Genomic DNA, 20391 nt, shown 5'->3' with positions numbered 1-20391 from the left:
CAAGTCGGCGATCAGTCGATTTTGCTGTTCCCCGGCGCAGGCCGGGGTCCAGTTCCACGCCGCCATCTGGACCCCGCCCTGAGCCGAGGAGCAGCCAAGATTATGGCGCGCAGCTGTCCCCATCCCCCGCGATCAGGTCCAGGCAGCGGCCGTCAATCTCATCCTTGGGCACCGGCAGCTTGATGAGCGCGGCCAGCGTCGGCAGGATGTCGACCGTCTCGACGCCCAGCGGCTGTTCGAAATGCTGCATCCCCTTGCGCCAGAACAGGATCGGCACCCGGCGATCCGTGTCCCAGGGCGAACCATGGGTCGCGACCGCGCCCATCACGGCGCTTTCCGGGATAGACATGACCCGCGGCTTGAGCAGCACGAGCAGGTCACCCGACCGCGCGGGATAGAAGCTGGCGCGCGCTTCCTGGATCAGGCTCCAGCTTTCGGGCGGCCCGGATGGGGAAGGGGTAGCGGCGATTTCCGCCTTGGTAAAGACGGTCTGCACTTGCGGATGCGCGCGCAGATAGGCCAAGGTCGCAGCCTCCACCTTCGCGCGCTCGGAGGCGGTCAGCCCCTTGTCGAAATAAAGGTCGCCGGCCGGCCCGTCGCCCCAGATCAGTTTCTTGCCGGCCATGCCGACCTTTTCGGCGATGGTGGCGTTCAGCGCCTTTGGCGTCAGCGCCTTGTCCACCCGCTGTTCCATCGGCATGGCGTTCAGCCGGTGGCGTTCGGGCAGGTCATGGCCGCCATGGTCGGCGGTCAGCACGACGACATAGTCGATGCCGTCCTTGTCCAGCTTATCGAAGAAGGCGCCCAGTTCGCGGTCCAGACGATCGACCTGGATGCAGCTTTCGGTGCCTTCGGTACCATAGGTGTGGCCGACATAATCGGTCGCCGACAGGCCGATCGAAATGATGTCGGTCTGCGCCTGCTTGCCCAGGGCCATGCTGTCGATCGCGGCGGCGGCGAAGGCCAGCGTCAGCGCATCCTGTTCGGGCGAAATGCGAAAACCGGTATAGTCGCCCGCCTGCCGCGCGAAGCGGCCGGTGCCGACGGAACGATTGCCCGCCTGTACCGCGAAATCCTTCGACACGCACTGGGCGGGCAGTTCGAACCCGGCATTGGGCTGCGCCAAGCGCTGGGCGAACACATCGTTCACCTTGGCGACCAGCGGCGGAACCGTCACGCCCTTGTAGCTGACATAGCCCTTGGGGCCGAGCCACCAGGCCTGATCGGCGGTCGGCCCGCCCATCATGATGGCGGCGCGGTCCTTGCCGGAGACCGACACGACGCGCGTGGCGGGATTGGCGATCTTCATCCTACCGCCCAGAGTCGGCACATTCAGATGCAGGGGCGATGCCTCATAATGGTCGCTGTCGGTCCCCGGCTGGCTTTCATCCTCTGCACAATAGACATTCTTGTCATCGCGCTTGGCGTTCAGATCGAACCAGTTGTTGGCGATGATGCCGGTGCGCGACGGGCGGCTGCCGGTCAGGATGGTTGAATGGCCGGGGCAGGTTTCAGTCGCGGCATGGCTTTGGTAGCCGCGCGGGAAGACGGCGCCTTCGCTGGTCAGGCGCTTGAGCCCGCCGGTATAATATTGGCGATATTCGCTGAACAGGTCGGCGGAAAACTGGTCGACGCTGATCGCGACGATCAGCTTGGGTGGAGAGGCGGGCGCGGCTGTTGCGGCAGGCGCGGACGCCGGGCTTTGCGCGACGACGGGCGCGACAGGGACCAGGGCGCTGGCAAGCAACAGGGCGGCGGCGACTCGTTTCAACATATTCTATGACCTTCTCATGCCTTGACGGCGGATAGGGAGCGACCTAGCCCCCTTGCACCTGACCGACCAGAGGCCCGATGCGGATTTTTCAAGTCATATTCATGACGCTTGCCCTGTTGGCAGGCCTGTCTGCCGCGCACGCCCAAAGTGCTTTTGGCGGCGCGGCGGCGCATATCGCCGCGACACTGGCGGCGGAAAGCGCCGTGCCCAGGGCGGGCGAGGGCACGACCATCGCCTTTGCCATGGTGCCGGAACAGGGCTGGCACGGCTATTGGGAAAATCCGGGCGATGCGGGTCTGGGCATGACCGTTGACTGGACCTTGCCAAGGGGCGTGACCGTCGGCGCGCTGCGCTATCCGGTGCCCGAAACCCTGCTGATCGCGGGCCTGATGAACCATGTCTATGAAGGCCCCTATGCGGTGCTGGCGGACCTGAAGGTCGCGGCGGATGTGGCGCCCGGCACGCGCCTGCCGGTGAAGGCGGCGGCTCAGTGGCTGGCCTGCACCGACAAGGTGTGCGTGCCCGAAGGCGGCGACCTGACGCTGGACCTGATCGTCGGTGACGGTCAGGTCTTGACGGCCACGCGCGCGCGCTTCGATGGCTGGCGCACCCATTTGCCGCGCCCGCTGGGGTCGGAGGCGACCTATGCGATCAAGGACGGCAAGCTCCGCCTCTCCGTGCCCTTCCCGGCAAATGCGCAGGCAAGCGATGTGCATCTGTTTCCGCTGCCCGACGGGCTGATCCGCAACGCTGCCCCGCAGGCGGTGACGCGGCAAGGCGATCAATTGCTGCTGGAAACCGACGCGGCCGATGGCGCTAAGAACGGCACCGTTCAGGCGGTCCTGCGGACCGGCGATCATGTCGGCTTCCTGCTGACCGCCCGGCCGGGCGAGGTGGCCGGCGCGGCATCGGGCGGCGGTCAGTGGGGCGCCATCTTCGCGGCCCTGGGCGGCGCGCTGCTGGGCGGGCTGCTGCTCAACATCATGCCCTGCGTCTTCCCGATCCTGGGTTTGAAGGCGATGAAGCTGGCCAGGGCGGGCGGTAACGAACGCACCGTCCGGCGCGAAGCGCTGGCCTATACTGCCGGCATCATCCTTATCTGCCTCGCATTGGGCGGCCTGTTGCTGGCGTTGCGCGCGGCGGGGGACGCGGTCGGCTGGGCCTTCCAGTTGCAGGATCCGCGCATCATCCTGGCGCTGTTGCTGCTGGTGACGGCGATCGCCTTCAATCTGGCCGGCCTGTTCGACCTCCGCGCCTATGGCGGCGGTGAAGGCTTGGCAGGGAAGGGCGGCGTGGCAGGCTCCTTCTGGACCGGCGCGCTCGTCGCCTTTGTTGCGACGCCCTGTACCGGGCCGTTCATGGCGGCGGCGATGGGCGCGGCGCTGCTGCTGCCCCTGGCCGCCGCGCTGGCGGTATTTGCGGGGCTGGGCCTTGGCCTTGCGCTGCCATTCCTGTTGCTCGCCTGGGTGCCGGCGCTTCGCAATCGTTTGCCTAAACCCGGTAGCTGGATGAGCACGTTCCAGAAGATATTGGCCATCCCGATGTTCCTGACCGCGCTGGGCCTCGCCTGGCTGCTGGGGCAGCAGCGCGGCGTGCCCGGCATGACGATCGGCCTGTCGGCCGCATTGCTGCTCGCCCTGCTGCTCTGGGGACTGGGCGGTCGCCAGCGGCGGGGCGATGGCGGCGGCCTCATCGCCGCCATCGCCGGTCTGGCGATCCTGTCGGCGGCCGCCTATGCCCTGCCGACCCGCGCGCCGACCGCCGCGAAAGCTGGCGATTCCACTGTCTCTTTCGCTGTCTCGAAACTCGCCGAACTGCGCGCCGCCAACAAGCCGGTCTTCCTCTATTTCACCGCCGACTGGTGCCTGACCTGCAAGGCGAACGAGGCCGCCGCCATCGACCGGGCCGAAACCCGTGCCGCCTTCGACAAGGCCGGCGTTACCGTCATGGTCGGCGACTGGACCAATGCCGATCCCGCCATCACCCGCTTTCTGGAAAGCCAGGGGCGCTCCGGCGTGCCGCTCTATCTTTATTATGCGCCGGGCAAGGAGGCCCAGACCTTGCCGCAATTGCTGACCCCCGCCACTCTGACCGGACTGGTGCGCTGATGGCGAAAGTCCGTGCCGATCAACTGCTCGTCGACAACGGCCTGGCCGAAAGCCGCGCCCGTGCGCAGGCGCTCATCCTCGCCGGCCTCGTCTTCCTGGGCGACAAGAAGGTGGAGAAGGCCGGGCAGCAGGTGGCCGCCGATGCCGACCTTGATGTGCGCGGTCGCGATCATCCCTGGGTATCGCGCGGCGGCATCAAGCTGGCCCATGCGATCGAGCAATTTGGCATCGACGTCACCGGCTTCGTCGCCATCGACGTCGGCTCCTCGACCGGCGGCTTTACCGACGTGCTGCTGACCAATGGCGCAGCGAAGGTCTATGCGGTCGACAGCGGCACCAATCAGCTCGCCTGGAAACTACGCTCCGACGATCGCGTCGTCGTGCATGAACAGACCAGCGCCCGCATTCTGACCGATGCCCATATCCCCGAACCGGTGGACATCATCGTGTGTGACGCCAGCTTCATCAGCCTGGCCAAGGTGCTTGAAAGGCCGCTCAGCTTCGCCAGGCCCGGTGCGCAGATGGTCGCGCTCATCAAGCCGCAGTTCGAAGCGCGGCGCGAAGAGGTCGGCAAGAATGGCGTGATCCGCGATCCCGCCGTCCACGATCGCGTCTGCGCCGAGGTGCAGGACTGGGCCGTCGCGCAGGGCTGGACTGTCGCGGGACTGACGCAAAGCCCGATTACCGGGCCGCAGGGCAATGTGGAATTTCTTCTCTACGCCCGCCTTGGCGGATAACGGGTTCAGCTTCGTTCTCAGCCCCCGACATATACTGATACATATTGCGACAAAGCTTCCCATTGTGTCGCCCCGAAAGGCCCGATAGCCCTCCGCCATGCGCCCTTATTTGCCTGTCATTCTCTCCGCCCTTTGTCTTGCCGGTTGCAGCGGCGAAAAGCAGCAGAAACCGCGCGCCGTTCCGTTAGTGGAAATCCAGCCGATCGCGCCCGCTGCCTTTACCGATGATCTGGAGGCGGTCGGCACCGCGCTTGCCAATGAGCAGGTCGTGCTGTCTGCGCCGGTCACGGAACGGATCGAGGCGCTGAACTTCGCCGATGGCGGCTTCGTTGCCAAAGGGCAGGTCATCGCGCGTCTTGCAGTTGGCCAGGAACAGGCCGAACTTGCCTCTGCGGAGGCGACCGCGCTTCAGGCGGGCCAGCAATTGCAACGCATCCAGTCGCTCAAGGATCGCGGCTTTGCCACCGGCGCCACGCTGGAACAGCAGGTGGCGCTCTCCAATGCCGCCCGCGCCAATGCGCAACTTGCGCGTGCCTCGATCGGCGACCGGGTGATCCGCGCGCCCTTCGGCGGCTGGGTTTCGCTGCGCACCGTGTCGCCCGGCGCGATCGTGACGGCGGGAACGGCGATCGCCACGGTCAGCGACATCAGCCGCATCAAGCTGGACTTCACCATCCCCGAAACCCGGCTGGCGATGATCCGCACGGGCATGCCGATCAAGGCGGTATCGGCCGCCTGGCCCGACCGGCCGTTCAACGGCACCATCGCGACGATCGACCCGGTCATCGACCCGGCCACGCGCGCGGTGAAGGTGCGGGCGATCCTGCCCAACCCCGACAAGGCGTTGAAACCCGGCATGTTGCTGACCGTCAGCGTGATGGCGCGCCGGCGCCAGTCGCTGTCCGTGCCCGAACTGGCGGTCGTGGGTGACGGCGACGAGCGCTTCGTCTTCGTCGTCGAGGATCGCACGGCCAAGCGGACCAAGGTCAGCACCGGCATCCGCCAGGACGGTCGGGTCGAGATATTGGGCGGGGTGAAGCCGGGCCAGAAGGTCGTGACCGAAGGCGTCGTGAAGCTGACCGACGGCGTTACCGTCCGGCTGGCTGGCGACAAGAATGATGCACAGCCCAGGGACGGATCGGGCAAGGGCGCGCGCTGATGCAATTGTCCGATCTTTCCGTTCGCCGCCCGGTCTTCGCCGCGGTCGTCGCGGTATTGCTCTGCATCGTCGGCGTCGTCGGCTGGATGAGCCTGTCGGTGCGCGAATATCCCGATACCGATCCGCCGATCGTGTCGGTCGAAACCAGCTATACCGGCGCGGCGGCCTCCGTGGTGGAAACCCGCATCACCCAGTTGATCGAAGATGGCGTCGCGGGGGTGCAGGGCATCCAGACGATCACATCGACGTCGCAGGACGGCACATCCAACATCAATATCGAATTCGATCCGTCGCGCGACATCGACAGCGCCGCCAATGACGTGCGCGATCGTGTCGGTTCGGTGGTGGAGGATCTGCCCGAAGACGCGCTGGCGCCCGAAATCCGCAAGGTCGATTCCGACGCCCGCTCCATCCTGTTCCTTGCCTTTTCCCGCCCCGGCTGGTCGTCGATCCAGATCAGCGACTATCTCGACCGCAACGTCGCCGACCGTTTCTCCGCGATAGATGGCGTCGCCCGCGTCACCATCGGCGGCGAAGCGCGGCCCTCCACCCGCATCTGGTTCAACGCGGAAAAGCTGGCCGCCTTCGGCCTGACCCCGGCCGATGTCGAGGCCGCGCTACGCAGCCAGAATGTGGAACTGCCCGCCGGCCGCTTCGAATCGAAGGACCAGAACCAGACGTTGCGCGTCGAACGGCCCTTCGCCACGCCGGCGGAATTTTCCGGGCTGGTCGTGGGCCGCGGCACGGACGGCTATCAGGTGCGCCTGGGCGACGTCGCCCGGATCGAGGAAGGGGCGGAAAATCCCTATACCAGCTTCCGGTCGAACCAGGGCACCGCGATCGGTATCGGCATCATCCGCCAGTCGGGCGCCAACACGCTGGCCGTCGCGCAAAAGGCCAAGGCGCTTATCAAGGAACTGGAGCCGACCTTGCCGCAGGGCATGCGCGTCGCCATTGGCACCGACGAATCCCTGTTCATCGAACGCGCCATCGACAATGTCTATGACACGCTGATCGAGGCGGCGCTGCTGGTCATCCTCGTCATCTTCCTGTTCCTGGGATCGGTGCGCGCGACGATCATCCCGGCGGTGACCGTGCCGATCTGCCTGCTGGCGACCTGCGCTGTCATGTGGCTGCTTGGCCTGTCGATCAACCTGCTGACCCTGCTCGCCTTCGTGCTGGCGATCGGTCTGGTGGTGGACGACGCCATCGTCGTGCTGGAAAATGTCTATCACCGTATCGAACAGGGCGACGATCCGCTGGTCGCCGCTTATCTCGGCACCCGGCAGGTGGGCTTCGCGATCATTTCGACCACCTTGGTCGTCTGCGCGGTATTCGTGCCGGTAATGTTCCTCGCCGGCCAGACTGGCCTGCTGTTTCGCGAACTCGCCATCGCCATGATCGCGGCCATCGCCTTCTCCGGCTTCATCTCGCTCAGCCTGGCGCCGATGATGTGTTCCAAGCTGCTCAAGACGGCCGAGCGCGGGCGGTTCGCGCGCTGGATCGACGATCGTTTCCAGCGGCTGGAACATGGCTATGCGCGCTGGCTGGACGGCGCCTTGCGCAAGCCGTTGCTACCCTTGCTGGGCGTATTCCTCTTCCTGGGTGTCGCCGGCTTCTTCTTCACCCGCCTGCCGAGCGAACTCGCGCCCGCCGAAGATACCGGCGTAGTGGAAGCGCAGATCAGCGCGCCCGAAGGCACCGGCTTTGCCCGCATGATGGCCTATATGAAGAAGATCGAGGATGATCTGGCCTTCCTGCGCAAGGATGGCACGCTCCAGAATCTGGTCATCCGCACCCCGTCGGGTTTCGGCGCGACGGACGATTATAATGGCGGCAACGTCATCGCCTTCCTGCGGCCATGGGAAGATCGTACCATCACCACCGCGCAGGTCGCGACGATCGTGAACAAGGTGATTGCCGACCAGCCGGGCGTGCGCGGCAATGCGGCGCCGCGATCGGGGCTGGGGCGCGGGCGTGGCCTGCCGGTCAATATCGTACTGGCCGGCTCCACCTATGAAGGGCTGGTCGCCGCGCGCGACCGGATCATGGCGGCGGCGGCCGACTATCCCGGCCTGATCAACGTCGACAGCGATTACAAGGAAACCAAGCCGCAGATGCGGATCGAGGCCAATCTGGCCCGTGCCGGCGATCTGGGCGTATCGGTGAACGATGTCAGCCAGGCGCTGCAAAGCCTGCTTGGTTCCCGCCGCGTCGGCACCTATGTCGACCGGGGCGAAGAATATCGCGTGCTGGTGCAGGCGGAGGAGGACGGCCGCCGGACCGTCGCCGATCTGGAGCGGATCAACGTCCGGTCCCGCACCGGCGCGCTGGTACCGCTGTCCACATTGGTCAAGGTGCGCGAAGTCGCCGGGCCGCGTCAGCTCAACCGCTACAACAAGCTGCGCGCCATCACCCTGACTGCCGCGCTGGCGCCCGGCACCTCGCTGGGCGAGGCACTGACCTTCCTGGAGGATCAGGCGCGTCAGTCACCCGAAGTGCTGGCCATCGGCTATCGCGGCGAAAGCCAGTCCTTGCGCGAAACCGGCGGGTCGATCTGGCTGGTCTTCGGCCTTACCATATTGATCGTCTATCTGCTGCTGGCTGCGCAGTTTGAAAGCTTCGTCCATCCCGGCATCATCATCGCCACCGTGCCGCTGGCCGTGGCGGGCGGCGCGCTGGGGCTGGCGATCATGGGCGGCTCGATCAACCTCTACAGCCAGATCGGCATCGTCATGCTGGTGGGCCTCGCCGCCAAGAACGGCATCCTGATCGTCGAGTTCGCCAATCAGCTGCGCGATGAGGGGATGGACGTCGCGCAAGCCATTCGCGAAGCGGCCAAGCGACGCCTTCGCCCAATCCTGATGACGTCCATCGCGACCGTCATCGGTGCGGTGCCGCTGGTGATGCGGGGCGGGGCCGGGGCGGCCGCGCGGCACTCGATCGGCACCGTCGTGGTGTTCGGCGTCAGCCTGGCAACGCTCATCACGCTTTTCCTCATTCCGATCTTCTATTCCCGCGTTGCCAAGCGGACGGTTTCTCCGCAAACCGTCAGTCGAAAGCTGGATTCGGCGCTCAAGGATTCGCCGGAACCCGCCGAATAATGGCTTTTTGGAGCTGCCTTGCCGATGAACGAGATTGCGTCGCCCGGTCAATTGCGTCTTGCCTATCTGCGCTGGGCGCTGGTGACGGTGCCCGCTATCGTCTTCCTCGGCTTCATGTCCGGGCGCCTTGCCAATAGCGGCTATGGCAATCGCTGGTTCGACGCGCTGGACAAGCCCGCCTTCATGCCGCCGGGCTGGGCCTTCGGCGTCGCCTGGACCATCCTTTATGTCCTGATGGCGCTGGCCTTCGCCATCGTGCTGCATGCGCGCGGGGCGCAGGGGCGGGGCGGGGCAATCGCACTGTTCCTGATGCAATTGCTGCTCAACCTCTGCTGGTCGCCGCTTTTCTTTCGCGCGCATCAGGTGGGCAGTGCGCTAGCGCTGATCCTGATCCTGACCGTGCTGGTGGCGGTGACGACCGCGTTTTTCTGGCGGATTCGGCGCTTGGCCGGCGTGCTGCTGCTGCCCTATCTGGCATGGCTGGCCTTCGCTTCCTTCCTCAACTATGAGATTGCTGTGCTGAACCCCGATGCGGCGACCCTTGTGGCCCCGGCGCTCAGAACCCAGATATGATCTACGGGCGCGCCCATCGCGCCGCAAAAAGGACAAGTGCAATGCAGAGCGAAAACCGCTTCTTCGACGATCTGGCCAAGCTGGTGAACGGCGCTGCCGGCACCGTGGCCGGCGTGACGCGCGAATTTGAATCCAACGCGCGCGAGCGGGCGAAGGAATGGATCGGCGGCCTGGAATTCGTGTCGCGTGAAGAATTTGACGCGGTCAAGGCCGTCGCCGCCGCCGCGCGCGAAGAAGTCGAGCTGCTCAAGGCCCGGCTCGACGCGCTGGAAGGCAAGACGACCGAACCGGTGACGAAGAGCGTCAAGGCCACCAAGCCCGCGGCGGATTGACTCGCGTCTGTCCTTTCACCGCATCCGGTGATAAGGCGCGCCGATGATGGATAGTGACGAATTCGAACATGGCGGTGGGGAAGCCGCGCCGATCGACATGCTGGGCGCCTATTTCGAGGCGCATGGCTGGAGCTACGAGCAGGTCGGCGAGGATGAAATTGTCGCCAATACCCAGGGATCGTGGGCGCAATATGAGCTGCGCGGTATCTGGCGCGACGAAGATCAGGTGCTGCAACTGCTGGCGCTGCCCGACATTCGTGTCAGCGAAGAAAAGCGCGGCACCATCTACGAGACGCTGGGCCTGATCAACGAGCAGCTGTGGCTCGGCCATTTCGAGCTATGGTCGTCCAGCGGCATCATCCTGTTCCGCCACGGTGCGCTGCTGGGCGCGGGCGGCACGTTGACGCTGGATCAGGCGCAATTGCTGGTCGAAACCGCGATCGACGAATGCGAACGCTTCTATCCGGTGTTCCAGTTCGTCCTTTGGGGCGGCAAGTCGCCATCCGAGGCGATCTCCGCCAGCCTGATCGAAACCCGCGGCGAGGCCTGACCTGCATGATTGCCATCTGGCCCGATCACCTGTTCCTTGTCGGCTGCGGCAATATGGCGGGGCAGATGTTGTCCCGCTGGCTGGACCAGGGGCTGGACCCTGCCCGTATCACCGTGCTGCGCCCCAGCGGCAAGCCGGTGGCCGACGGCGTCGCGGTGGTGACGGACTATCCGGCGGTGCTGCCGGCCGGCACAACCGTGTTGCTGGGCATGAAACCCTATCAGATTGCCGATGTCGCCGCCGCGCTGGCGCCGCTTTGTGCGATCGACACGCGGATCGTGTCGATCCTCGCCGGCACGACGCTGGCCGAATTGCGCAGCCGCTTCCCCGTCGCGCGCGATGTCGTGCGGGCCATGCCCAACCTGCCGGTGGGGCTGGGCCAGGGGGTGACGGCGCTGTTCAGCGACGATGCCACCGATCCCTCTGCACGCGACGCGATCGGCGCCCTGATCCAGCCTCTGGGGCTGGTCGAATGGATCGCCGACGAAGCCCTGTTCAATCAGGTGACGGCACTGTCGGGATGCGGCCCGGCCTTCCTGTTCCGCTTCGTCGATGCACTGGCTCGCGCGGGCGAAGCGATCGGCATCCCCGCCGATCAGGCCGCGCGCATGGCGCTGGCAACCGTGCAGGGGTCGGCGAATATGGCCGCACGCGCCTCTGTCAGCCCGGCTACGCTCGCCGATCAGGTCGCCAGCCCCGGCGGCATGACGCGCCAGGGGCTCAATGTGCTGGACGCCGACGACCGGCTGCTTGCGCTACTGACCGATACGCTGGCCGCCGCTCGCGATCGCGGCGAGGCGATGGCGCGCGGCGACTAAGCACGGTTCCGGGGGCGGCGCTTTTGCGGTAAGGCGCGCCGAAATCACCCTGGAGTTGCTCATGTTGTCGCCCGAAACCCCCATCCTGCTGCTCACCACCGGTGGGACCATCGACAAAGTCTATTTCGACGCCCTGTCCGACTATCAGGTCGGGGAAACGGTGATGGCCAAGCTGCTGGAGGTCGCGCGGGTGAAGCGCCCTTTCCGCATCGAGGAAGTGACGCGCAAGGACAGTCTGGAACTGGACGAGACGGATCGGGCGCTGATCGTCGCGCGCGTCGCGGCCGCCCGCGAAAAACATATCGTCATCACCCATGGCACCGACACGATGACCGACACAGCCAGAGAGATGGCCGGGATCGAAGGGAAGACCATCGTGCTGGTCGGTGCGCTGGCCCCCGCCCGCTTCGGCGAGAGCGACGCCAGCTTCAACCTGGGCATGGCCTTCGCCACCGCGCAGGTGGCCGAACCGGGCGTCTATATCACCATGAGCGGGTCGGTATTTCGCGCGGACAAGGTGGTGAAGGATCGCGCCAAGGGCGCCTTCGTACCGACGCAGGACTGATCGCGACCATCTCGCTCCCGGAACAACATCCCCCGCCCGGCATTGAACGGGCGGGTGGCATGACGAGGAGGAGCAAGACATGACCGATAATCGGTCCGATTATCAGGAGCGTCCGGCGACGCACACGACAATCATCGAAAAGCGCGGCGGTGGCGGCACGACCATCGCAATCCTGCTGCTGGTGGTCGTGGTGGCGGTGGCCGCTTTCTTCCTGATCAGCAGCCAGACGAACAAGGATAATGCGGTATCCACCGCAGCCGAGCAGGTCGGCTCCGCCGCCAGCGATGTCGGTGACGCGGCCAAGGATGCGGCCGGCGCGGTCAAGAAGGATTAAGGAATGAAGGGGGCTGGCAACCTGTGGTACCAGCCCCTTCGCTCATCTCAGACCATGATCTTGTCGAGCGCGGCGCAGAAGGCCTGCATGTCGGCCATCGAACCGACCGTCACGCGCGACATGGTGGGCCAAGGCGCCCAGTTGCGGCCGATGCCGACGCCCGCTGCCAGGAACTGATCCTGCACGCCCTTGGCTGGCTTGCCCCAATCGACCATGAACATATTTGCGTCCGACGGGATGAACTTGATCCCGCGCTTTTTGAGATGCGCGAACGTATAGTCGCGCGCGGCGATCATTTCGGCGCGGCGCTGTTCGATCAGCGCCTTTTGCGTGAGGGCTACCGTGCCGCACACGACCGAGGGCAGCGGCAGGTTGGTCGACATGCGCTTGCCGTCATAGCGCATAAGCTGCTCGTGAAGCGCGGGCGATGCGATGGTCGCGCCCAGCCGCATGCCCGCCATGCCGAACAGCTTGGAAAAGGTGCGCAGCACGACGACATCGTCGCGCTTGGCGGCCAGATAGGCGGCGGACTTGGCATGGGAGAAGTGGAGATAGGCCTCGTCCACCAGCACGACCGATCCGGCTGGCTTGTTGGCGACAAGCCATTCGATGTCCGCGATCGGGGTGATCGTGCCGGTCGGGTTGTTGGGCGAACAGACATAATAGAGGCCAGCCTGCGGATCGGCGGCCAGCATCGCCTTCACGTCATGGCGATAGTCGCTGGTCAGCGGCACCTTGGTCACTTTCGCGCCTGCCCATTCGGCCGTGCCCCAGGGCTGTTCATAGCTGACGTCCGCCGTCACCAGGCCCTTTTTGGGCGAACAGAAAGCAACGACGATGCGCGACAGCGGATCGCTGGAACCGGGCCATGGCAGGATATGGTCGGCGGGCACGCCCTCGATCGTGGCGAGCGTTGTCTTGAAATCGGTGACTTCGGTGCCAGGATGGTAGAAATTGGAATGGCCGATGATCTTGGCGGCTTCCGCCTGTGCGACGGGGAAGGGGCCGGTCCAGCATTCGTTGGAGCCGATGCGGACCTTGGGAAAATTGCCCTCTTCCGGGCCGTTGTTGCGCTGCGCCCAGAGCGGCGTGCCTGCGCTCGCGGCTGCGACGCCGGCGCCCAGCACGCCCATGATGCGGGCGGCCTGTCGCCGGGAATAGCCACGTTCGAGAAGATCCTGCCGTGCGTTGGACTGGTCATGCATCATATCGTTCCCCTGTCATTACCTACAGGGGAGGAAACGGACGAAGGCGGCTTTTCCGCAGCGTCCAAAGAGAAAGGGCGCCCGTGGCCGGACGCCCTTTTCTTCATTCAGGCAAGGAATGAGGGGATCAGCCCTCGACCTTCACATGCTTGGGCGCAGCCTCATTGAGGATGCGCAGAATCTTCTTGAGCGCGGTCGGCTCGTCCGTTTCTTCCATCGCGGCGAGTTCGCGGGCGAGGCGGCTGGACGCTGCTTCGAAGATCTGGCGTTCGGAATAGCTCTGCTCAGGCTGGTCGTCGGCACGGAACAGGTCGCGGGTCACTTCGGCGATCGACACCAGGTCGCCCGAATTGATTTTCGCTTCATATTCCTGCGCGCGGCGCGACCACATGGTACGCTTTACCTTGGGCTTGCCCTTGAGCGTTTCCATCGATTCTTCGAGGGTCTTGTTGGAGGACAGCTTGCGCATGCCCACGCCTTCCGCCTTGTTGGTCGGCACGCGAAGCGTCATGCGCTCCTTTTCGAAACGGAGCACGTACAGCTCCAGTTCCATGCCGGCAATCTGCTCCTTCTGAAGCTCGATTACACGGCCTACGCCATGCTTGGGATAAACGACATAATCACCAACGTCAAAGGACAGCGCCTTGGCAGCCATTTGATACCTTTCCAATTCAACCGGGGAACGGGCCGTCGCGGGGCAGATGCGAGACAAATGCCGAGGGGTCCACGGCGACACCGTCAAGACATGAAGCGTATTCTCCAGAGCCGGATGATAGGGAACATCCAGCCGTCACGGAGCTATTTAGCAGATTCGTAACAAAATTACCACCCCCGGACACAATGTCTGGGGGTGGGGTTGTTCCTGTGGCGCAATATGGGACGCCATAGGGCGCGCAAAGGGTTTAGCTGCCTTCGCCCGGTTCGGGGGAAAAGAACTTCTCCAGTTTGTTTTCCACGCCGCTCATCGCGTCGGCGTCGGCAGGCGCTTCGCCCTTCACGGTGATGTTGGGCCATTCGGCGGAAAATTTGGTGTTGAGTTCCAGCCATTTTTCAAGGCCGTTCTCGGTATCGGGCAGGATCGCTTCGGCCGGGCATTCCGGTTCGCACACGCCGCAGTCGATGCACTCGTTCGGATTGATGACCAGCATATTCTCGCCCTCGTAGAAACAGTCGACGGGGCAGACCTCGACGCAATCCATATATTTGCAGCGGATGCAATTGTCGGTCACGACATAGGTCATTGTCTGGGCACTCGTAGGATTGGAAAAAGCGCGGCCCTGCTATGCCCCACACGCGCGAAGGTCAATGAGGATATTGTTGTCAGGGCTTTAGGGCGGGTTTCGTGCGAACGACTCTCAAATTCATGCGTCGGGATCAAGGCTTGCGGTCTATCCGCCGACCGTCAGTTCCTCATAGCAGGCCTGGGCCTCGGGCGCCGGCCCGCGTCGTGCCGGCAGGGCGACGACGCGGACCACGCGCACCTTGTCGAAATGGGGGAAGGTGATGAGGTCGCCCGTTCGCACCGGCGAATGGGCACGCTCGATCCGGCGGCCGTTCAGGCGGATATGGCCATCTTCCGCCAGTTTCTGTGCGTTCGACCGGCTGGAGCACAGCCGGACGAACCACAAATATTTGTCGATGCGCAGCGTCGGCCCATGGCCGACGCCCGACACCGGGTCAGCCATTTCGGCCGAGCAGGTCGGCAAGGCCGGCAAAGGCGTTGTTGGCCGGCGCCGGCGTGCTGCCGGGCGAGGCCGGGCGGGACCCGCCGGAGCGCGGCGGGCGGCCATCCTTGTCGGAACGACGAGCGCCGCCGCCAGGCTTGCCGCCATCCTTGCCGTCGCGCGGCAGCTGGTTGCGGGCCTGCTGGCCCTGATGCGGGCGGCCATTTTGCGGACGATCGCCACGCGGTTTCTGTCGGCCCCTGAACGTCCAGTTGGCGCCAGCGACAGGAGCAACCTGCGCTTCTGCGGCGCCTTCCACAGTGTCCATGCCTTCGGTCGGGGCTTCGGCGGCTTCCACAGGGGTTTCCTCAACCACTTCCGGTGCCGGCGGCGTGACCGGACGGAAACCGGCGAGCCGCATCAATTGCAGGAAGGAAGGTTCGGATAGGCCCAGCGACACGATTTGCGGGCTGCTGTGGGTAAAGGGTTCGTTCTTGGCGATGGCTTCATGTGCGGCGCGGGCCATGCGCTCGGCCATGTCGATGCGCAACATCTGCTCGCCAAATCCACGGAAGCCGGCAATGCGCGCACCCATCTGTTCGAACTTCTCGCCGGCCGGGATCAGCGTCAGGCCGGGGCCGGGCAGCGGCAGGCAGGGCTTGGCGATTCGTGCCGCCAGCAGCGCCGAGCGCCAGCGCGCCGCGCCGGGCTTCAGCAGGCCGGGATGATAGATGTCGAGCACGCCGATATCGATGCCCGCCTTGCGCAGCAGATGGCGCTGATCCTTGTCGAGATGGCCGAGCGCCGAATCGAGATCGGTGCGCGCGATCACGCCGCCGGCGTCGCCAAGCTGCGCAAAGACGGCGCGCACGACCGCGGGGACTTCAGGATCGGACGCGCTCTCGTTCATCTTGACGAGCGGGAGGAGATGCTTCTGCTTCTGGGCCTCGACCCAGGCGGCGATGCGGGTCACGACCTGCTTTTGCACATCCTGGCCCAGGCTAAGTAGCGCGCGATCCAGCCGAATTTCCGGAGCCAGCAGGCTTGATCCCGCCAGCAGCGACGCCACCGGCGTTTCGCCCCAGGCGATGCCCGGTGCCTGTCCTGCTTCGTCCATGAGCGCGAAATCCGTATCCGCTGCGCCCACCAATTCGTCTGCCTTCACTCGTAATACCTTTCCAAGGCGCCGTTCCGCGGCCGCCAGCAACATCTTCCTGTCCTGATGTCGCGTAGCGGGATCGACGGAGAATCGGAAGCCGTCAAGTTTTCCGATCGTCTCGCCATCGACACAGACGCTCCCGTCCGGCTCCACCGTGACCGGCAGATTGCTCGCATTCTGCCCGATATCGCGCAGCAGGACGGATGTGCGCCGATCGACGAAACGCTGCGTCAACGCGGCGTGGAGCGCATCTGACAGCTTTTCCTCCAGCGCGCGGGTGCGCTCTGCCATTTCGGCCGGATGAGCCAGCCAATCGGGGCGATGAGCGATGTACGACCATGTGCGCGCGGCGGCGATCCGGCCCGACAGCGTGTCGATATCGCCCTGTACCGAATCGAGCCGGGCCAAATTCTGGGCGAACCAGTCGCGCGGGATATGGCCGGTGCCTTCCGACAGAAATTGCCAGATGCGATTGACGGTGCGGCCATGATGGTCCGCGCCCAGCTTCTGGAAATCGGGCAGGCCGCAGGCGCTCCACAGCCGTTCGACCTGCCGCTTGCCCTTGACCCGTTCGATCACCAGCGGATCGTCGGCCATGCGTCGCAATACGGCAAGATCCACCGCTTCGGGCGCGGCGCGCAGTTCGGGACGCTGCGGCTTCTGCTCCAGATCGGCCAGAAGATGCTCCAGCCGGTCGGTGCGGGGCGTGCCGTTGCGCCAGAAAAGCTGCTCGATCGGCGGGAAGCGATGCGCCTCGATCGCCTCGATCTCTTCCGGCGTGAAAGCGGCGTCTCCATCCTCGCCGCCCAGACTGCCGAATGTGCCATCCTTGTGATGACGGCCCGCGCGCCCGGCGATCTGCGCCATTTCGCTGACGGTCAGGCGGCGGCTGCGGCGGCCGTCATATTTGCGCAGGGATGCAAAGGCGACATGGGCGACATCCAGGTTCAACCCCATGCCGATGGCGTCGGTGGCGACCAGATAGTCGACCTCGCCATTCAAAAACATCTGCACCTGCGAATTGCGGGTGCGGGGGCTGAGCGCGCCCATCACCACCGCAGCGCCGCCCCGGAAACGGCGCAGCATTTCAGCGACGGCATAGACTTCTTCAGCGGAGAAGGCGACGATGGCGGATCGTTTGGGCAGGCGCGACAGCTTCTTGGCGCCGGCATAGCTGAGCGTCGAAAAGCGCGGGCGGCCGATGATTTCGATATCCGGGACCAACGCCTTGACCAGGCGGCTGATGCTGGCGGACCCCAGGATCATCGTCTCTTCCCGACCCCGCGCGCGCAGCAGCCGGTCGGTGAAGATATGGCCGCGTTCCGGGTCAGACCCCAATTGCGCCTCGTCCAGCGCGACGAAGGCGAAATCCTCCTTGATGCCGGTTTCCCGCCCACCGCTGAGCGGCATGGATTCGGCCGTGCAGAGGAAATAGCGCGCGCCCGGCGGCACGATCTTTTCCTCGCCGGTGATGAGTGCGACCAGTTGCGGCCCCTTGATCGCGACCACCCGGTCATAGACTTCGCGCGCCAGCAGGCGCAGCGGAAAGCCCATCATGCCGCTCGAATGGCCGCACATGCGCTCTACGGCAAGGTGGGTCTTGCCGGTGTTGGTCGGACCGAGGACAGCGGTGATGGGAGAACGGGCGAACTGGGCCATGATGCTCGCTATGTCGGGCAGGACCGGCCGGGTAGCAAGGAGTTTTGCGGTTCCGCCCGCAAACGCCAATCCCGTCGGGCCATGGGCACGGTTCGTCGCACGGTTGTTCGTCATACGGACGTCTTTATTTGACTTTAACCCTGTGCGTTCACAACAGTCCCGCCCACGCATGGCGCGGGGGACGTTGCCGGCGCAGCAATGATAAAAATGCCTTTGGGGTCGCGGGTTTGTTTCAGGAAAGCCAGTTGGGATCGCAACAGGGCGGCGCGTCCATGTCGCTGTGGATGGCCGATTCCCTCGCGCGTGCCGGCGCCGCGCCGCAGCCACGAGACTGGCGCACGCGCTTGCGCGACTGGGCGGATGAGGTCGATCTGGTCCCCGACCTTGCCGAACGGGTCGGCAGCCTTACCTGGTTCCGCGGCCTTGCCACCTGCTTCGGCCTTTGTGCCACGGCGCTCTACCTCTCGCCTTCCTTCCAGCCGATTCCGGGCCTGCCCGGTGCCCGCCTGAGCGACGCGCATTATGACGAGGTGCGCAGCCAGATGATGACTCCGCTCGCGCTCGGCGCTGACAGCGGGCGGCACATGGGCGCGACCGATGCGGTGCAGCCGCTGCGCGAGACGCCGGAGCGCCCGCAGATCGAACTCAGTGCCCAGATCGGCAGCAGCGACACGCTGGCCCGTGCCCTGTCACGCGCCGGGGTCAGCGGCGGCGACGTCGCTACCGTGACGGCGATGGTCGGCGGCGACTTGAGCGAGGGTGTGAAGCCCGGCACGCGCCTCGACATCATATTGGGGCGTCGCACCAGCCGCGACCGGCCGCGTCCGCTCGACAAGCTGGCCTTCCGTGCCCGGCTCGACCTTGCCCTTGAACTGACGCGCGCCGGCGGCGTGCTGTCGGTCAGGCGCATCCCCATCCGCGTCGACAATACGCCGCTGCGGATTCAGGGCGTGGTCGGCGACAGCATCTATCGCTCGGCCCGCGCGGCCGGCGCGCCGCCCAGGGCGGTCCAGGCCTTCCTGCGCGTCATCGCGGGGCAGGTCGATCTGGGTGGGATCGGGGCGGGCGACCGCTACGATATCGTCACCGAATATCGCCGTGCCGAAACCGGCGATGTGGAGGTGGGCGATCTCCTCTATGCGGGCCTTAGACGATCGCGCGGCAAGTCGGTCGACATGCTGAAATGGACGAAGGACGGCCGCACCGAATGGTTCGAAGCGTCGGGTGTGGGCGAACGGCGCGGCGTCTTGTCGGCGCCGGTCGCCGGGCGCATGTCGTCGGGCTATGGGCAGCGTCGCCATCCGATATTGGGCTATACCCGCATGCACGCCGGCATCGACTTTGCGGCGCGCTACGGCTCGCCCATCTACGCCGTGACGGACGGCGTGGTCGCCTTTGCCGGTCGCCATGGCGGCCATGGCAATTATGTCCGCATCCAGCATGGCGGGGGTCTCGCCACCGGCTATGCCCATATGAGCCGCATCGCGGCGGCACCGGGTCAGCGGGTGCGGCGCGGCCAGGTGATCGGCTATGTCGGATCGACCGGCCTGTCGACCGGTCCGCATCTCCATTATGAGCTGTATCGCAATGGCGCGACGGTCAATCCGCTGTCGGTGAAGTTCACCACGACGGCGCAGCTGGCGGGGGCTGAACTATCCGCCTTCCGCGCGCGACTGGCGCAATATCGTGGGCTGCGCGTCGGCCTGCATGACAGTTTCGCGCAAAAGGCTCCGGCGGCGCCCGTGGCGTCTGGCAAATAAGTCCCTTTCCGCCGCGGGGTAGCTCCAATTTATCGTTTTCCGCATTCTGCGAACCGTCGGCTGTTCCAGCCGACTTCAGAATGCTCTAGGGCGCGGCGATGACCTCTCCTCTTCCCGCCGCAGTCACCGCCATCCTGCTCGCGGGCGCACGCCCCATTCCCGATCCCTTGGCGCAGGCCGCCGGCGTGGCGGTCAAGCCGCTGGTTCCGGTGGGTGGAGAGCCGATGATCAATCGCCCGGCGCGCGCGCTGCTGGATCATCCCGCGATAGGCCAAGTGGTGATCCTGACCCAGCGCGCGGACCTGTTCGCCGCCGATCCCGCCACCGCCTGGCTGGCCGACCATCCGCGCATACGCTTCGAAAAGGGCGGGCAGGGCATCGCCTCTTCGCTGCTGGCGCTGCTGGAGGGGGACGACGTGCCGTTCCCGATTTTGATGACCACCGCCGATCATGTGCTGCTCGACCGCGCCATGCTGGACCAGTTCGTGGCGGAAGCGCGCGGTGCGGACGTCGCGGTCGCCATGGTGGAGCGGGCGACCTTGCTGGCCCGCTATCCGCAGTCGCGCCGCACCTGGCTCAAATTCCGCGACGGCTGGTGGTCGGGCGCGAACATCTTCTGGTTCGGCAGCGACAAGGCGAGCGCGATCATCTCCCTGTGGCAGGAGGTGGAGCAGGACCGCAAAAAGGGCTGGAAAATCCTGGCAGCCTTCGGCCCGTTCGCATTGCTGGGCGCGTTGCTGCGCATCCTGACTTTGCGTGGCGGGATGGCGCGGATCGGTCGCAAGTTCGGTCTTGCGGCGCGGCTGGTTGCGATGGACAGCCCGGAAGCCTGTATCGACGCCGACAAGCCCGAAGACGTGACGCTGATCGAGGCGATCCTGCGGCGCTGA

At 65.4% G+C, this 20391-nt stretch carries 18 protein-coding genes; 12 read left to right on the top strand and 6 right to left on the bottom strand.

Annotated elements, in window-relative coordinates; genetic code table 11:
• Nucleotides 1-100: 100 nt before the first annotated feature.
• A complete protein-coding gene (locus AC07UX_RS08165; protein WP_495191407.1) occupies nucleotides 101-1774 on the bottom strand; it encodes an alkaline phosphatase family protein in 1674 nt (557 codons plus the stop codon).
• 77 nt (nucleotides 1775-1851) lie between these two features.
• Between AC07UX_RS08165 and AC07UX_RS08160 the strand changes: the two genes are divergently transcribed.
• From AC07UX_RS08160 to AC07UX_RS08115, 10 genes are all read left to right on the top strand, one after another.
• Nucleotides 1852-3882, top strand: coding sequence for a protein-disulfide reductase DsbD family protein (locus AC07UX_RS08160; protein ID WP_495191406.1), 2031 nt, complete (start codon nucleotides 1852-1854; stop codon nucleotides 3880-3882).
• Nucleotides 3882-4619 (top strand): TlyA family RNA methyltransferase, encoded by a 738-nt coding sequence (locus AC07UX_RS08155; RefSeq protein WP_495191405.1) that lies wholly within the window; start codon nucleotides 3882-3884, stop codon nucleotides 4617-4619. Before AC07UX_RS08160 ends, AC07UX_RS08155 begins: the two co-directional genes overlap by 1 nt.
• 97 nt (nucleotides 4620-4716) lie before the next feature.
• Nucleotides 4717-5778, top strand: a complete 1062-nt coding sequence (locus tag AC07UX_RS08150; RefSeq protein WP_495191404.1) for an efflux RND transporter periplasmic adaptor subunit — start codon at nucleotides 4717-4719, stop codon at nucleotides 5776-5778.
• Nucleotides 5778-8882, top strand: a complete 3105-nt coding sequence (locus AC07UX_RS08145; RefSeq protein ID WP_495191403.1) for an efflux RND transporter permease subunit — start codon at nucleotides 5778-5780, stop codon at nucleotides 8880-8882. Before AC07UX_RS08150 ends, AC07UX_RS08145 begins: the two co-directional genes overlap by 1 nt.
• Nucleotides 8883-8906: 24 nt before the next feature.
• Complete coding sequence (locus AC07UX_RS08140) at nucleotides 8907-9455, top strand: TspO/MBR family protein (protein WP_495191402.1); 549 nt, start codon at nucleotides 8907-8909, stop codon at nucleotides 9453-9455.
• A gap of 41 nt (nucleotides 9456-9496) precedes the next feature.
• Complete coding sequence (locus AC07UX_RS08135) at nucleotides 9497-9787, top strand: accessory factor UbiK family protein (RefSeq protein WP_495191401.1); 291 nt, start codon at nucleotides 9497-9499, stop codon at nucleotides 9785-9787.
• Nucleotides 9788-9830: 43 nt separating this feature from the next.
• Nucleotides 9831-10337 (top strand): type III secretion system chaperone family protein, encoded by a 507-nt coding sequence (locus AC07UX_RS08130; protein WP_495191400.1) that lies wholly within the window; start codon nucleotides 9831-9833, stop codon nucleotides 10335-10337.
• 5 nt (nucleotides 10338-10342) lie between these two features.
• A complete protein-coding gene (gene proC, locus AC07UX_RS08125; RefSeq protein WP_495191399.1) occupies nucleotides 10343-11155 on the top strand; it encodes a pyrroline-5-carboxylate reductase in 813 nt (270 codons plus the stop codon).
• A gap of 61 nt (nucleotides 11156-11216) precedes the next feature.
• Nucleotides 11217-11720 (top strand): asparaginase domain-containing protein, encoded by a 504-nt coding sequence (locus AC07UX_RS08120; protein ID WP_495191398.1) that lies wholly within the window; start codon nucleotides 11217-11219, stop codon nucleotides 11718-11720.
• Nucleotides 11721-11799: 79 nt separating this feature from the next.
• Nucleotides 11800-12054 carry a hypothetical protein gene (locus AC07UX_RS08115; RefSeq protein ID WP_495191397.1) on the top strand — a complete coding sequence of 85 codons (255 nt, stop codon included), beginning with the start codon at nucleotides 11800-11802 and terminating at the stop codon, nucleotides 12052-12054.
• A 47-nt stretch (nucleotides 12055-12101) separates the two neighbouring features.
• On the opposite strand, the gene AC07UX_RS08110 is transcribed toward AC07UX_RS08115, so the two are convergent.
• The 5 genes from AC07UX_RS08110 to AC07UX_RS08090 form a co-directional block, all read right to left on the bottom strand.
• Nucleotides 12102-13259 carry a pyridoxal phosphate-dependent aminotransferase gene (locus AC07UX_RS08110; RefSeq protein WP_495191834.1) on the bottom strand — a complete coding sequence of 386 codons (1158 nt, stop codon included), beginning with the start codon at nucleotides 13257-13259 and terminating at the stop codon, nucleotides 12102-12104.
• A 127-nt stretch (nucleotides 13260-13386) separates the two neighbouring features.
• Nucleotides 13387-13914, bottom strand: coding sequence for a CarD family transcriptional regulator (locus AC07UX_RS08105; protein ID WP_120250658.1), 528 nt, complete (start codon nucleotides 13912-13914; stop codon nucleotides 13387-13389).
• A gap of 247 nt (nucleotides 13915-14161) precedes the next feature.
• Entirely contained in the window at nucleotides 14162-14500 is a 339-nt protein-coding gene (gene fdxA, locus AC07UX_RS08100) for a ferredoxin FdxA (RefSeq protein WP_056683218.1), read from the bottom strand.
• A gap of 147 nt (nucleotides 14501-14647) precedes the next feature.
• Nucleotides 14648-14944, bottom strand: a complete 297-nt coding sequence (locus tag AC07UX_RS08095) for an RNA-binding S4 domain-containing protein (protein ID WP_495191396.1) — start codon at nucleotides 14942-14944, stop codon at nucleotides 14648-14650.
• A complete protein-coding gene (locus tag AC07UX_RS08090; RefSeq protein WP_495191833.1) occupies nucleotides 14937-17741 on the bottom strand; it encodes a helicase-related protein in 2805 nt (934 codons plus the stop codon). The genes AC07UX_RS08095 and AC07UX_RS08090 overlap by 8 nt, the downstream gene beginning before the upstream one ends.
• 227 nt (nucleotides 17742-17968) lie before the next feature.
• On the opposite strand from AC07UX_RS08090, the gene AC07UX_RS08085 reads away from it, so the two are divergent.
• The gene (locus tag AC07UX_RS08085; protein WP_495191395.1) at nucleotides 17969-19501 is read left to right on the top strand and encodes a peptidoglycan DD-metalloendopeptidase family protein; all 1533 of its coding nucleotides are present in this window, start codon (nucleotides 17969-17971) and stop codon (nucleotides 19499-19501) included.
• A gap of 98 nt (nucleotides 19502-19599) precedes the next feature.
• Nucleotides 19600-20391, top strand: a complete 792-nt coding sequence (locus AC07UX_RS08080; RefSeq protein ID WP_495191394.1) for a nucleotidyltransferase family protein — start codon at nucleotides 19600-19602, stop codon at nucleotides 20389-20391.

Source organism: Sphingobium sp. GW821-FHT02B05, assembly GCF_059421905.1.
The sequence above is the reverse complement of the archived record's forward strand: the minus strand, read 5'-3'. Positions and strand labels throughout refer to the sequence as shown.